We start from the raw sequence: 14,176 nt of genomic DNA, 5'->3' as shown, positions 1-14,176 counted from the left end.
ACCTCTTATGGTAGGATTTAATTAGTGCTTAAATAATATATGAGGGTTTTTTCTGATGCAAACAGCAGCACAATTAGTAGTAAAATGTTTAGAAGAGAATGATGTCGAATATATTTTTGGGATTCCTGGAGCAAAGATAGATACAGTTTTTGATGCCTTACATGACTCAAAAATTAAGTTGATACTTTGTAGACATGAGCAAAATGCCACATTTATGGCAGCAGCTTATGGTCGAACTACGGGTAAGCCAGGAGTAGTACTTGTAACATCAGGTCCAGGTGTTGGTAATTTAGTAACAGGACTCTTAACAGCAACGACAGAGGGAGATCCAGTTGTAGCTTTAGGTGGTAATGTTGCTTTATATATGAAATTTAGAGAAACTCATCAAAATGCAGATAATTCGAAATTACTCGAATCTGTAACTAAATCAAGTATAGAGGTTACAAGTGCTGAAATTATTCCAGAAGCTATAGCGAATGCTTTTCGTATTTCTACAGAGCCTAAATCAGGAGGTTGTTTTATTAGCTTACCTCAAGATATTCTACAACAATCAACTACTATAAGTCCGTGTAAGAAATCTGAAGCGATCAATTTTGGTAGAGCAAGTGAACAAAACATCTCAAATGCAATTAAATTGATAGAGTCTGCTCAATCACCGGTTTTATTTCTAGGCCAAGAAGCTTCTAGGTCTGAAAATGCTAATGAGATAATAAAGTTAGTGAATAAACTTAAGATACCTGTGATATCTACATATCAGGGGGCAGGAGTTATTCCTAGGAATTTAATTGAGTATTTTTATGGCAGAGTAGGTTTGTTTAAGAATCAGCCTGGAGACAAGGTTCTTGCTCAGGCAGACTTAGTTATCACAGTAGGTTTAAACTTATTTGAATATGATGCAGAGGTTTGGAATTCAGATATTAATAAACAGATCATTCATGTGGATTATAAGCCTGTAAATATTCATTATCATTATCAGCCAGAATGTGAAGTTCTTGGAAATATTCATGAAAATATTAGATTGCTGACAGATAAGCTTTCTAAAGTTAAATCAATCGCTTACCCTGATTTACAGAATCAATTATTTGATATGATAAAATCAGGTGTAAATAAGCAAGGTAAAAATAATAGAATTCACCCACTTAGATTTGTAAATGAAATTAATAAAGTTATTGATGATGATACAATTATTTGTTGTGATATTGGCTCTGTTTATATGTGGTTAGCCCGCTATTTAATATCTCATAAACCTCATCAACTATTGTTTAGTAATGGACAGCAGACCCTTGGAGTTGCACTACCGTGGGCAATGGCTGTAAAGCTAGCTAATCCAAATAAAAAAGTCATAAGCATATCTGGAGATGGAGGATTTCTGTTTTCAGCAATGGAGCTAGAAACAGCTATTCGTGAAAATATAAAAATAACTCATTTTGTATGGCAAGATGGTAGTTATGATATGGTGAAAGAACAAGAGCTAATGAAGTATAAGCGTGGGTCTGGGATTGACTTAGGTGAAATAGATATACCTAAATTTGCTTCAGCCTTTGGTGCTGATGGTTATCAGACAAATAAACCTGAAGATATTGTGGAACTATATAACAAATCATTAACTAGTGACAAGCCAACATTAATAAATGTTAGTATGGATTATTCTGATAATATGGAACTTTTTTTACAAGTGCAAGATATGGGAGTAGGTCATTAAACTATGATAAATATAAAAAAGATTAATGATGAATCACAAACTTTAGCTTATGTTGGACATGTTAATAATGTGATTAATGGAATTGTTCCAGAAGAGCTTAAAAATGTAAGGTTTCAAGCTAAAGATTTTGAGTGCGGTTTTGAGCTTGCTTCCCCAGAAGGTATAACAAGTCTAGGAGAAAGTATATTTTTTAATAGTTTTATTTATACCTCAAGAACAGATTATAAGGCTAAAGGAAAAAGTTCTTTAATTTACGGTACTGATTTCGTTACTACAGGTATATTTATTGTACCTAAAGGTGCATCTATAAATTATGAAGTTCAGTATACATCTCTTGATAAGAGTCTATCATTGGCAGATATTTATGCCGAGATCTATAAAGAGCTAGATGCTCCTTTTGCTCTAATTGGTTGTTGTGAACTTGATTTGGTTAATTATGAGTCTATCTCTAAGGCACCAATAAATAATGAGAATATCTTTAATAATCAGGATAAATATTATGATGGGCAGGTGAGTAGCGATGAGGATATAAGCCTTACTATAATGGCTGTTGTTAGTGATCCAAACTCAGATGACTTAAAAACTATAAATAGTAAACTTTCATCGGTTTTGTATTACAACCCATTTGCTAATAAACATAAGTTACTAAGTCATACTCATGGTGTAAGGTTGAACAAACCGATAATAGATATGGATAAGGTTAGACCTGAGCATGTTGAAGATGCTTTTCATATTAATGATACTTCCATAGTTAGAAGCTTTAAGTTTAAGGTATATAAGATAGGAGATTTATCGGAAATAAAACCGTAAGCAATATCGTTTGGAGAGTTTATGCGAGTAAATACTTTACTGGATTGTCCGGGCACTCATGTAGACCGCATTCAAAGAAAGTTGATACCACATTAGCAAATATCACGAGTACATAAATTAAAAATATTACATGAGTTAGAAGGCGTATTTTACTATTCTTAGCTTCAGAAATTTCTTGAGGTGATTTACGGATTTCATATTGTTGAGGGTATGACATAACTACCGCTATATAAATAATAGCGATCATAGATATAACAAATACCCAGCTATACATATGCATTCCTAATATTGTAGACCCAAATCCAACAGGATCAGAAACATGTAAAGCTACCTGTCGTAGTGAAACGAAAGCTGTAAAAACAGCGGCTAAAAGTGAAAGAGCATAGTGACTTGGCCTAACATGAAATCTCATGTTTAGTAAAAAACCAAAACCTATAGCTAGTAGTCCCAGTCTTTGTAAAAGACAAAGAGGACATGGTAATTCACCCATAAAAATTTGAAAGAAAAAAGCCATTAAAATAATAATAGCGATACCAGTTGATTCAATGGCGCTTAAAAATTTTATAGAATCATTTATTACACTTTTTTTCATAAATATCTCCTATAAGTAAATTGCTAGTTCATCTGTTGCATGATGAAGTAGTACTAAGCTTGCTACTATAAGAAAAATACTGAATGTGATGACACCCCAGCGTCGATTGAACCAAGCTGTTGACACAGAGATCATAAGTAGTACAAAACTAATTAATATTCCAGGCATTTGATTAACCCTATTTTCATGTTTTATATTTAAATAATAACAGCAAAATATTATTGTACCAATTAATTTACTGACTTCAGTTACTAATAAACTAGTTGAAATTATATTTCATCCCACTATCCAATATCATGATCAGGACATTATAGTTTTTATCTTTGGGTAATAAGCTTAAAAGTTGTTTAGCTATATGGTAGTTTGCACCACTACTATGCCCTGCATAAATTCCTTGTTCATTTGCTAAATCATAACAACCTTGCATAGCTTGCTCATCTGTAAATTGAATTACTTGATCAATATAATCTAAATTCATAGATTTACAAAAAACTGGATTACCTGGACCTTCAACTTTATAGCTCTGAATATTTTCTTTTATAACCTGTCCTGTATTGAAAATATCATAATATACAGAACCCTTAGGGTCAGGCATGATAACTTTAGTTGTAGGTGAAAATTCTTTTATTCTTTTCGAACAACCTGTGATAGTTCCTCCAGAGCCACCAACTGTTATAAAGTAATCTAGGTCAATCTGATTAGTTGCGAAATAATCAACTATTTCTCTACCTGTTGTTTCATAATGGCATTCTGTATTTAAAGGATTATCATATTGATTAATAAATATTGCGTTTGGAGTGTTTGCAATTTCTCTAGCTTTATTTACATAAAAATCTTTATCTTGGTGATCTGCAGTATTCTTACATACTGTTAGTTTTGCGCCAAAGGACTTTATCATATTTCTTTTGGCTAAGCCTGTTTTAGCTGGGCAAGTTATATGAACAGGTAGCTCAAGTGATTTAGCAATAGCAGCTAAAGATGTCCCCATATTTCCAGAGCTTGCTTCAACTAGCGTAGTGTATTTATTTATCTTATTAGTTTCTATCAGGCTGTTTATTATATACTTCGCGACTCTATCTTTTATACTTCCTGTAGGGTTTAGCCATTCACATTTGGCATATATATTATGAGGAGATTTGGTCTTTAGTTTTATGATAGGAGTATTTCCTATAATGTCTATCATAGTTGACTTCTAGTTCATCTAATTAGGTTACTTATTCTAGCAAATGTTTTAATGAAGTACTGTTAGTTATACAGCTAAAAACTCTATTTATACCAATCGATTGCATTATCCCCATTTCTTTATGAAAATTTTATACATAAGCTCAATACACTAATAGAATCTTTATATTTGATAGTCCTATAATACCCCACCTAAATAAATAACAAAAAACAGGAATAATAATATGTTTGTTTTATCGGCATTGGTTATGACAGCTTTGACTGTCTATATATCTTTAACTTTAGTTTTTCCAGAGAAATTTTAGAGGTATATGTAGTTATGATTATCAACTTTTCATTATTTATAGTTTTTATTTTTACTTTGGTGATTGTTACTAAAGTATTAGGAGGCTATATCTTTAAGATTTTCAATAATAAAAAAACAATCATTGATTGGTTCGCTGTTCCGCTTGAGAATATATACTCAAAATCAATAGGGGTTAGCTTAAGAAAAGAGCAATCAGCAAAAGCATACTTTATGAGTATTCTTATGTTTTCTGCAGTGTCGTTTGTATTTGTGATGTTTATATTAATGTCGCAATACTATTTACCATTTAATCCTCAGCATCTTGAGGGTATGGGGTTTTATCAGGCATTTAATACAGCAGCTAGTTTCGTGACTAATACAAACTGGCAGAGCTATGCTGGTGAAACAAGTGTAAGCTATTTTTCTCAAATGACAGCTTTATGTGTACAAAACTTTGTATCTGCAGCAGTTGGTTTATCTGTTGCTATAGCATTAATAAGGTCTATAGCTAGACATGAAAGTACTACTGTGGGTAATTTCTGGTCTGATTTGAGTAAGTCTACATTTTGGATACTATTGCCGATAGCTTTTATCTTAGCTGTGATTTATATGTCACAAGGGATTCCTCAAAACATTCTTGAGTATGTAAATGCTCATACACTAAATGGTGCTACGCAGATAATTCCACAAGGACCTATAGCGTCACAAGAAGCGATAAAATCTTTAGGCACAAATGGCGGAGGATTCTTCAATGGTAACTCTGCTCATCCTTATGAGAATCCAACTGTGATTGTAAACTATCTTCAAGCGTTGTCGATATTTGCTATAGCTTCTGCATTGACATATACATTTGGTAAGTGGGTTGGTAATACTAAACAAGGCTGGTCAATATTTATGATAATGCTAGTGCTATTTGTATCATCACTTCTAATTATGACAGTATCTGAGCTACATGGCTGGGGATTATCGCACAACTCAAATTTACAAGATACTTATGGTCAGGTAGGACACCTTTCAAATATGGAAGGTAAAGAGGCTAGATTTGGTATATTCAATTCTACGCTATATAACACAGTCTCAACTTCTGCATCTGATGGAGGAGTTAATAGTGTTATGGATAGCTATACTCCTATTGGTGGTATGATGGCTATGATAAATATGGCTTTAGGTGAGATTATATTCGGTGGTATTGGTGCTGGATTATATGGTTTCTTTATGTTCTTAATGTTAGCGGTATTCGTTGGTTCATTAATGATTGGTCGCGCTCCGAGCTTTTTAGGTAAACGCATAGACACCGTAGATATGAAGTGGGTTATGATTGGATTACTTGTATCTCCATGTTGTGTGCTTGTATTTACTGGCTTAGCGTGTGTTGTGCCTGGGGTTAAAGAATCAGTATTTAACTCAGGAGCACATGGTTTTTCTGAAATTTTATATGCCTATATATCTGGGTCTAACAATAACGGTAGCGCATTTGCGGGATTATCTGCAAATACTCCATACCTAAATACTACTATTGGATTAAGTATGCTTATCGGTAGATTTGGCGTTATTTATGCAATCCTTAAAGTTTGTGGATCTTTAGTTGTCAAAAAAAGAAGCTCAAGCTATTCAGAGGTAAGCTCTCTGGATACTACAAGTATTATTTTCAGCATATTAGTACTATTTACAATACTCATAGTTGGCGGGTTGACAATATTTCCAGCTTTGAGTTTAGGTCCAATTTTAGATCAGTTACATATAGGTTTATAGGTGAATAATATGAATAAGAAATCTTCAATGCTGTCTAAAGAATTAGTTATTCCAGCAATACTTAAATCATTTACAAAATGTAATCCAAAACAAATGGTTGCTAATCCTGTGATGTTTTGTGTTGAGGTCGTTACATTACTATGCTCTGTTTATCTGATAGGTCAGATAGTTACAGGGCAATACTTTGGTTTTACTCTGCAGGTAGTATTATGGCTATGGTTTACAATTTTATTTGCAAACTTTGCTGAAGCTATAGCTGAAGGTAGGGGTAAGGCTCAAGCAGATACTTTAAAGGCAGCTAAATCAAAACTAATAGCTATAAAAGTAGACTCTGATGGCAATACTACAAAAGTAGATGCTGAAAGTCTAAGAATAGGCGATGTTGTTTTAGTGGAAACTAACTGCTTTGTACCCTGTGATGGCGATGTTGTAGAGGGGATGGCTACTATAGATGAGTCTGCTATTACAGGTGAATCTGAACCAGTAGTTAAAGAGTCAGGCTCTGATAACTCTGCTGTCACAGCTGGCACAAAAGTAGTATCTGATAGCATAAAAGTAAAAGTTACATCAAATCCTGGTGAGAGCTTTTTAGATAAGATGATTGATTTAGTTGAAAATGCTAAGCGTATGAAGTCGCCAAATGAGATTGCATTGACTATATTGTTATCAGGCTTAACTTTGATATTTATATTTGCAGTATGCTCACTATATGGTATGGCAATGTATAGTAATACGATGCTATCTGTAGTTATGCTTATTGCATTATTTGTGACATTGATACCAACGACTATCGCAGGTTTACTATCAGCGGTAGGAATCTCAGGAATGGATAGATTGTTAAAGTTTAATATCGTTGCATTATCTGGTAGAGCTGTTGAATCATCAGGAAGTATAGATTTGTTGTTATTAGATAAAACAGGAACTATAACCCTTGGTAATAGGTTTGCAACTGAATTTATACCGGTTGGTACAATAGATGAACAAGAGCTTGCTTATGCTGCATGGATTAGCTCATTATCTGATGAAACTCCAGAAGGTAAATCTATCGTAAAGCTTGCTGAACAAAGCTTTGAGTTTTCTCAAAATGATGTTGATTTAGATAGTGTCGAGATAATACCTTTTTCTGCTTATACTCGCATGAGTGGTATTGATTACGATAATGTTTTGATAAGAAAAGGTGCTATTTCAGCTATAGAGGGATATTTAGGCGATTCATTAAGTGCATCTATTCAAACAACTTTTCAGAAGATAGTTGAGACAATCTCTGAACAAGGTGGTACACCACTAGCGGTAGCTCAAAACAATAAATTGTTAGGCGTTATATATTTAAAAGATATTATAAAGCCAAACATCAATGAGCGTTTTGCAGAGTTGCGAAAAATGGGTGTAGAGACTGTGATGATAACAGGAGATAACCCACTAACAGCAGCATCAATAGCAGCAGAGGCAGGCGTTGATGATTATATCGCTCAAGCATCACCTAAAGATAAACTTGATTTTATAATTAAGGCTCAAAAAGAAGGCAAAACTGTAGCAATGTGTGGTGATGGTACAAATGATGCCCCAGCTTTAGCCCAAGCAGATGTAGGTATTGCAATGGCATCGGGCACTTCAGCGGCTAGAGAAGCCGGTAATATGGTTGACCTTGATTCTGACCCTAAGAAGATTATCGAGATTGTCAAAATCGGTAAGCAAATATTAGTTACAAGAGGAGCTTTGACAACATTTAGTATTACAAATGATATTGCAAAGTACTTTGTGGTTATACCAGCATTGTTTGTGATGGCGTTTCCTAGTCTTAATGCTTTGAATATCATGCACTTACATTCATCAGAGAGTGCAATACTTTCAGCGGTGATATTTAATGCTCTTATAATTATATTTTTGATACCTATGGCATTGATAGGTGTTAAAAGTGTAGTGTCATCAGCACAAGCATTACTAAGAAAGAATATGTTAGTTTATGGGCTTGGTGGGGTTATAGTTCCATTTATAGGTATAAAGCTTATAGATATGTGTATTACGATGCTACATTTAGTTTAGTTGGAGAGAGAAAATGAGAAATTTATTTGTATCATTAAGGGCAATGTTATTTTTTACAATAGCCTTAGGTTTAGTTTATCCATTTGTAACAATGGGTGTTGGATATACTTTTTTTAATCATCAAGCTACAGGGTCTATGTATAATGAAAATGGAAAAACTATTGGTTCAGAGCTGATTGGTCAGCATATGCCGAGCAATCTTTTTCAGTCAAGACCATCAGCTAGTGACTATAACGCTCAAGCTAGTGGAGGCTCTAATTATGCCATCAATAATCCAGAGCAAGAGAAATTGGTGAAAGAAAGGATTGAGAAATTACAGCAAAAATATGGTAAAAACAAGCCAGTACCAGAAGATTTGGTATTTGCTTCAGGAAGTGGCCTTGACCCTGATATAACGGCTGATGCAGCATATTATCAAGCTGACTATATTGCTAAAGTAAACAATATCGCACCGAATAAAATATACAGTTTGATAAAAAGCAATACTAGGTATAGACTCTTCAACACTGATACTGTTAATGTTCTTGAACTTAACATGGATTTGATGAAGCTAATTCATAAATAAGAAAAAAGAGTATGGAAAATAAGCAAAAAGTAGATGCTTTATTAAACTTAGCAAACAAAAGTGGTGAAGCAAGCAAGGGTAAGCTAAAAATATTTTTAGGCTATGCTCCTGGAGTTGGTAAAAGCTATGCCATGCTTAATAATGCTAAAACTGTACAAAAAGATAATAAAGATGTAGTTATCGGACTGATAGTTAGCCATGGTAGGGTAGAGACAGAATCTCTTATAGATGGTTTAGAGGTTATTAGTACTAAATCTGTTGACTATCGTGGTAGTGCTTTTCAAGAATTAGATGTTGATATTATAAAACAGCGTAAACCAGATATTGTCATCATTGATGAACTTGCACACACAAATATTTCCGGTACAAGAAATAAAAAACGCTATCAAGACATTGAAGAGTTATTAGATGAAGGGATATCTGTATATACTGCTGTAAATATTCAACATATAGCTAGTATCTCTTATGAAGTTACACAAATTACTCAAACTGAAGTTAATGAAATTGTTCCAAATGAGTTTATCCAATCAGCAGATGAGCTAGTTGTAGTTGATGTATCTCCGGAAGAGCTAATTAAACGACTAAGGCAAGGCAAGGTTTATAAAAGTGATGCTATTGATAGAGCTTTAGAGAAATATTTTCAATACACAAATCTTACAATTTTAAGAGATTATACTTTCAGAATGGCTGCAAACCATGTTGGTCAGGATATACAACAATACAAGAAGCTATATAAGAATGGTAATTTAATTCCTAGCTCACCGTATGTGCTTGTATGCTGTGGTTATGATGATTCTACACCTACGCTGTTACGCAAAGGTAAGCAGTTAGCCACGACTTTAAATGCTCGTTTGATAGCTGTTTTTGTGCAGCGGTCTGACTCGCTTAGCAAAGTAAGTTTTGGCTTGATTAGACGCTATAAGTTATTAGCGAATAGTCTTGGTTATAATATCGACCATATCCTTGGTGATAAAATATCTGAAGCGATAACTGAGTATGCAGTTTCGATAGGTGCAACAGATATTGTTATTGGGAAGTCTATAAGACCTAAATGGAAAGATGTGATTTTAGGCTCGGTTGTCTATGATTTAATTCGTAAAAATAACGGTATGCAAGTACATGTTATATCGGTAAATAAAAAGGCTGTCAAAGATAAGTCTAAATTTAAAGTTAGTAGAGATAAAACGCATAAAAGAAATTTTGTAGATGCTATCAAATCTATGAGTATCGTTTTAATTTCAGGTTTTGCGATATTTATCGGGTTAGGTGATACCGGATTGCTGGCAAAAACACTCTGTTTTTTGATGGTGTTAGCATTTTGCTCATACAGGTTTGGCTTAGTTGCATCGATTGCATCATCAGTTGTGGCAACGCTTTTATATATTTATGTATATCTAATGCCAAATTTTGAGTTTCATATCTCAAGTTTGGCGGGCTTAACATCATTTGTGTTTTTTGTATTTATGGAAATGTTTCTAAGCCATACTATATTAAAAACTAAAAAAGCATTTCTCTCATTACAGGAACGAGAAAATAGAATATCTGTACTTTATAGGTTTACTAAACTTTTTAATGAGAAAAATGTAGACAAAGATTTTAGGGTAATATTTTTACAAGCTTTAGAAGAATACTTTAGATGTAGTTTTGTTTTTTTAAGTGTCAAAGATGGAGAGTTAGATTTAGCAGCGTTTCCACAACACCCAAATTTTAATCAAAAAGAGCTTGTTGCTGCAAAGTGGAGTTTTTCATATAAGTTAAGCTGTGGCAAGGGAACTAATACATTCTCCGGTTTAAACTGGGCGATAGAACCATTAGTTATAGAAAATAGGGTTTTAGGCGTACTAGGTATATATCTACGCTCTCAAGAGGCGACAGAAAGAGTTATTTCAGATAGTGTTATATTAAGTAATTTGCTGTCACACATCTCTCATTTATTACTTAAACGCAATCTTGAAAAAGAAGAGAAGAAACTTATGCTGTTACAGGAGCAGGAGAAGTTACAACAATCTATGCTTTCATCAGTATCTCATGATTTGAAAACACCTTTAGCATCTATTATGGGCTCTATAAGTAGTTTGAAATCGTTCAAAGAATCATTTAATGAAATCCAAAAAGATGAAATGTTAGATATTGCGTTATCCGAGTCTAAAAGGTTGGATAATTATATCGATAATATTATGCAGATGCTCAAAGTTGAGTCAGGAAGTTTAGCTTTAGCAATAAGTAAGCAAAACAATAAATCATTCATACATGATATGCAGCAAATATGTTCTAGACTTTATTCTCAAGCTGATATTGAATTTGATAATTCAAAAGATGAATTTGAGTTTGAATGTGATGAAATGTTATTTAAACAAGTTATGCTAAATTTAGTTGATAATGCTGTAAAGTTCTCAAATTCCGATAACAGTAAAGTTTATGTTAGCTTAATTCAGAAAAGTAATGGCGAATGTGTTTTTGAGGTAAGTGATAACGGTATTGGTCTAAGTAAGGCAGATTTAGAAAGTATATTTACTGTATTTCACCGACTTGATAAAAAAGATAGCTACACCCAAGGTAATGGTCTAGGTCTGTCAATATGTAAAGGAATAGTTGAGGCACATCATGGTGTTATAACGGCATATAGCGATGGTGAAAATTGTGGAAGTAGGTTTAAAATAGTTTTGCCACAAAAGTATACTGATAAAAAATAATTGGATAACTCAATATGAAAAAAATTCTAATAGTAGAAGATGATTTACAGATTAGGCGTTTTTTAGAAAAGACATTTCTCGTGCTAGGCTATGATGTTGACTGTGTTGATAGCACGATAACAGCTAAAGAGTACTTAACTCAAAGCACCGTGGATGTAATTATTCTTGATTTGGGATTACCCGATGATGATGGTCAAAATTTAATTCCAATTATTCGTCAAAACTATAAAATCCCAATAATAGTTCTATCAGCAAGAAGTGATACTACAGAAGTAGTTAAAGCGTTGGATGCTGGGGCTAATGACTATGTGAAGAAGCCTTTTGATATGCCAGAATTGGTAGCTAGAGTTAAGAGTGTGATAACTAACAGTATTTTACAAAATGCCAGCCAAAATCAGCTAAATCAGTATAGCTTTGATAACTTGATGGTAGATGTCAGTGATAGAAAAGTGCTAATAGATGGTGAGCAAATTCACTTATCAAAAAAAGAGTTTTTAATACTACAAAAGTTAGTGATTAATTCAGGTAAATTAGTATTGCAAGATGATGTTTTAAGAGATGTTTGGGGTGAGTATTATGGTGATGGAGCTCAGTATCTAAGAGTGTATATCGGTCAATTAAGAAAAAAACTATCTGACTGTAATAAACAACCGCTTATAACTACAGAGAATGCGATTGGTTATCGTTTTATTGGTGCGGATTAGAAACTATAATTATATTCTATACTCTCATCTTTCTTAGGGCCGACAATATTCCACTTTAGTTTTATAGAATTGCTAGTGATTTCAAGCTTTGCAGAATATAAATCATCAACACAAACATGAGCCTCTTCACTTTGCCAAACAGTTTCTGATATTTTGATTAAATCAAAAAGAGTAACGGTATTTTTATAGCCAAAACGAGCATGAGAAAGTCTTAGCTTATTTTCAGAAAGTTTAGTCCAGATATATTCATTAAAAATATTAGTAGGTTTAGTAATATTTTCTAGCGAGAATGAGCCTTCCTCTTTAAAGAATATTTGATTATCTTCTATTCTAGTAACTACTTTTCCGTGACCTATACCGTTCCAATTTGTAGCTGAGTTTATGCCAGCAGAGGCGTTGAATTTAAAACTTTTAACTTGTTGTAGACTAGAAAATAAGTTCATTTTTTGTAATCAAAATTTTTTGTATATCTATATTATATGCAAAATACATTATAGAGAATACAAGTTATTGATTAACATTTAAAATGCTGTAGTATTCATAATTGATTTTAAAATAACGCATAAATTTATGAATTCTAAAGCTATTGGCTCAGTATTACTTATTATAGGCACAACTATTGGTGCAGGAATGCTCTCTCTTCCGTTAGTTGTTGCATCTTGTGGATTTAAGGTAGCTATATTGCTTTTGCTATTATCATGGAGCGTAATGTATATAACGGCTCTTAAGCTTTTAAATGCATGTGCTAAATATCCGGTGGGTGTCAATTTCACCTCAATGCTGAAAGATAGAACACCAAAATTATACCAAGCTATATTTGCAGTAATATATATCTTACTACTTTATTCTTTATTATCAGCATATACATCTCAAGGCTCTAGTCTTGTTTCTTTAGCTCTGCCAAGCGGTAAAGCAAATGCTACGAATGTTGCGATACCAGCAATTATTTTTATTCTGATATTTGGTAGTTTAATGTATAGCTACAAGGTTAGTGATTATGCAAATCGAATTTTTGTGTTTTTAAAATTTTTATTTTTTATTCTAGCTATTGGTGGAATGTTTGTTTATATACAAATGGATTATTTAAGTAACATGCCTGTTTCACTATCAGCATTAGTATTTGCTTGGCCGACACTTTTACCATCGTTTGGGTTTCATAATGTAATTCCTGTTTTGTATGAGTATCAAAATGGTGATATTAAGAGTATTAAAAAAAGTATTTTAATTGGAAGTTTAGCTGTTTTAATAATTTATTTTATTTGGATATTTTTAGCGCTTTCACTAATACCTCAAGAAGGTTTACATAGTTACCAGTCACTTTTTATTGGTGGCAATAATACTCCAAATGGTTTTGTAAATGAGATAAAGAGTCTTTCACATTCTGATATGCTAGAGATTGGTTTAAATGTATTTATTCATATTGCAGTAATTACTTCATTTATTGGCGTCGGGATTTCATTGATGCATTATATTAGAGATATTTTTGCTAAATATAGTAAAAATATTAGTAATCTTGAACTTGGTTTTCTATGTTTTATACCTCCTCTTATATTTACGGTATTTTATCCACAAGGATTTATATTAGCATTACAATATGCAGCCATTTTTGCTGTTATAATCTTTGTTTATACTCCTATATTTATAGGATCTAAAAAAACCTTTGAACTTAGTGCTGTTAATTTGTACGCTGGAATTCTTGGCTCTTTAGTTATTGTTTCTCAAATCATTAATCTTTATTTTAATATCAATCCATTTGTTGGTTGATTAAGAGTTTAGGTAATTTAGTACTTTTGTGCTGATATAGGTCTGCTTAAGTGCAAAAAGACTAGTTTATTTATGAGAAAATG

General features: G+C 32.9%; 12 protein-coding genes. 8 read left to right on the top strand and 4 right to left on the bottom strand.

Going from position 1 to position 14,176, the window contains the following annotated elements; genetic code table 11:
• Positions 1–55 precede the first annotated feature (55 nt).
• Both alsS and CDH04_RS08045 read left to right on the top strand, forming a co-directional pair.
• A complete protein-coding gene (gene alsS, locus CDH04_RS08050; RefSeq protein WP_112870529.1) occupies positions 56–1,702 on the top strand; it encodes an acetolactate synthase AlsS in 1,647 nt (548 codons plus the stop codon).
• Positions 1,703–1,705: 3 nt separating this feature from the next.
• Positions 1,706–2,512 carry a hypothetical protein gene (locus tag CDH04_RS08045; protein WP_112870528.1) on the top strand — a complete coding sequence of 269 codons (807 nt, stop codon included), beginning with the start codon at positions 1,706–1,708 and terminating at the stop codon, positions 2,510–2,512.
• A 19-nt stretch (positions 2,513–2,531) separates the two neighbouring features.
• On the opposite strand, the gene CDH04_RS08040 is transcribed toward CDH04_RS08045, so the two are convergent.
• The 3 genes from CDH04_RS08040 to CDH04_RS08035 all read right to left on the bottom strand — a co-directional run bounded on the left by CDH04_RS08040 (position 2,532) and on the right by CDH04_RS08035 (position 4,287).
• Complete coding sequence (locus tag CDH04_RS08040; RefSeq protein ID WP_112870527.1) at positions 2,532–3,104, bottom strand: disulfide bond formation protein B; 573 nt, start codon at positions 3,102–3,104, stop codon at positions 2,532–2,534.
• A gap of 9 nt (positions 3,105–3,113) precedes the next feature.
• The gene (locus CDH04_RS09860; protein WP_174208885.1) at positions 3,114–3,272 is read right to left on the bottom strand and encodes a DUF5993 family protein; all 159 of its coding nucleotides are present in this window, start codon (positions 3,270–3,272) and stop codon (positions 3,114–3,116) included.
• A gap of 91 nt (positions 3,273–3,363) precedes the next feature.
• Positions 3,364–4,287, bottom strand: coding sequence for a cysteine synthase family protein (locus CDH04_RS08035; RefSeq protein ID WP_112870526.1), 924 nt, complete (start codon positions 4,285–4,287; stop codon positions 3,364–3,366).
• A 318-nt stretch (positions 4,288–4,605) separates the two neighbouring features.
• Here CDH04_RS08035 and kdpA point away from each other — a divergent pair, with 318 nt between their 5' ends.
• From kdpA to CDH04_RS08010, 5 genes are read left to right on the top strand one after another with little or no spacing between them, the layout of a single operon-like run.
• On the top strand, positions 4,606–6,324 hold the full coding sequence (gene kdpA / locus CDH04_RS08030; protein ID WP_112870525.1) for a potassium-transporting ATPase subunit KdpA: 1,719 nt from the start codon (positions 4,606–4,608) through the stop codon (positions 6,322–6,324).
• Between the two features lie 9 nt (positions 6,325–6,333).
• Positions 6,334–8,367: a potassium-transporting ATPase subunit KdpB gene (gene kdpB, locus CDH04_RS08025; protein WP_112870524.1), complete on the top strand. Its 2,034-nt coding sequence runs from the start codon at positions 6,334–6,336 to the stop codon at positions 8,365–8,367.
• A gap of 13 nt (positions 8,368–8,380) precedes the next feature.
• Positions 8,381–8,932 carry a potassium-transporting ATPase subunit KdpC gene (gene kdpC / locus CDH04_RS08020; RefSeq protein ID WP_112870523.1) on the top strand — a complete coding sequence of 184 codons (552 nt, stop codon included), beginning with the start codon at positions 8,381–8,383 and terminating at the stop codon, positions 8,930–8,932.
• 11 nt (positions 8,933–8,943) lie between these two features.
• Positions 8,944–11,625 (top strand): sensor histidine kinase, encoded by a 2,682-nt coding sequence (locus CDH04_RS08015; RefSeq protein ID WP_112870522.1) that lies wholly within the window; start codon positions 8,944–8,946, stop codon positions 11,623–11,625.
• Positions 11,626–11,639: 14 nt separating this feature from the next.
• Positions 11,640–12,329 (top strand): response regulator transcription factor, encoded by a 690-nt coding sequence (locus tag CDH04_RS08010; protein ID WP_112870521.1) that lies wholly within the window; start codon positions 11,640–11,642, stop codon positions 12,327–12,329.
• Here CDH04_RS08010 and CDH04_RS08005 read toward each other — a convergent pair.
• Positions 12,326–12,772: a DUF6314 family protein gene (locus tag CDH04_RS08005; RefSeq protein ID WP_112870520.1), complete on the bottom strand. Its 447-nt coding sequence runs from the start codon at positions 12,770–12,772 to the stop codon at positions 12,326–12,328. The genes CDH04_RS08010 and CDH04_RS08005 overlap by 4 nt on opposite strands.
• Before the next feature lie 127 nt (positions 12,773–12,899).
• Between CDH04_RS08005 and CDH04_RS08000 the strand changes: the two genes are divergently transcribed.
• A complete protein-coding gene (locus CDH04_RS08000; protein ID WP_112870519.1) occupies positions 12,900–14,093 on the top strand; it encodes an amino acid permease in 1,194 nt (397 codons plus the stop codon).
• The last annotated feature ends 83 nt before the right edge of the window (positions 14,094–14,176 follow it).

The organism is Francisella adeliensis, from assembly GCF_003290445.1.
GTDB lineage: Bacteria > Pseudomonadota > Gammaproteobacteria > Francisellales > Francisellaceae > Francisella > Francisella adeliensis.
This window is presented reverse-complemented; position numbering and strand designations above follow the sequence as displayed.

Excerpts from the sequence above, each read along its gene's own strand:
- alsS (WP_112870529.1), top strand. The coding sequence starts at position 56 with ATGCAAACAGCAGCACAATTAGTAGTAAAATGTTTAGAAGAGAATGAT.
- CDH04_RS08040 (WP_112870527.1), bottom strand. The coding sequence starts at position 3,104 with ATGAAAAAAAGTGTAATAAATGATTCTATAAAATTTTTAAGCGCCATT.
- CDH04_RS08015 (WP_112870522.1), top strand. The coding sequence starts at position 8,944 with ATGGAAAATAAGCAAAAAGTAGATGCTTTATTAAACTTAGCAAACAAA.
- kdpA (WP_112870525.1), top strand. The coding sequence starts at position 4,606 with ATGATTATCAACTTTTCATTATTTATAGTTTTTATTTTTACTTTGGTG.
- kdpC (WP_112870523.1), top strand. The coding sequence starts at position 8,381 with ATGAGAAATTTATTTGTATCATTAAGGGCAATGTTATTTTTTACAATA.
- CDH04_RS08045 (WP_112870528.1), top strand. The coding sequence starts at position 1,706 with ATGATAAATATAAAAAAGATTAATGATGAATCACAAACTTTAGCTTAT.
- CDH04_RS08035 (WP_112870526.1), bottom strand. The coding sequence starts at position 4,287 with ATGATAGACATTATAGGAAATACTCCTATCATAAAACTAAAGACCAAA.
- kdpB (WP_112870524.1), top strand. The coding sequence starts at position 6,334 with ATGAATAAGAAATCTTCAATGCTGTCTAAAGAATTAGTTATTCCAGCA.
- CDH04_RS08005 (WP_112870520.1), bottom strand. The coding sequence starts at position 12,772 with ATGAACTTATTTTCTAGTCTACAACAAGTTAAAAGTTTTAAATTCAAC.
- CDH04_RS08010 (WP_112870521.1), top strand. The coding sequence starts at position 11,640 with ATGAAAAAAATTCTAATAGTAGAAGATGATTTACAGATTAGGCGTTTT.
- CDH04_RS09860 (WP_174208885.1), bottom strand. The coding sequence starts at position 3,272 with ATGCCTGGAATATTAATTAGTTTTGTACTACTTATGATCTCTGTGTCA.
- CDH04_RS08000 (WP_112870519.1), top strand. The coding sequence starts at position 12,900 with ATGAATTCTAAAGCTATTGGCTCAGTATTACTTATTATAGGCACAACT.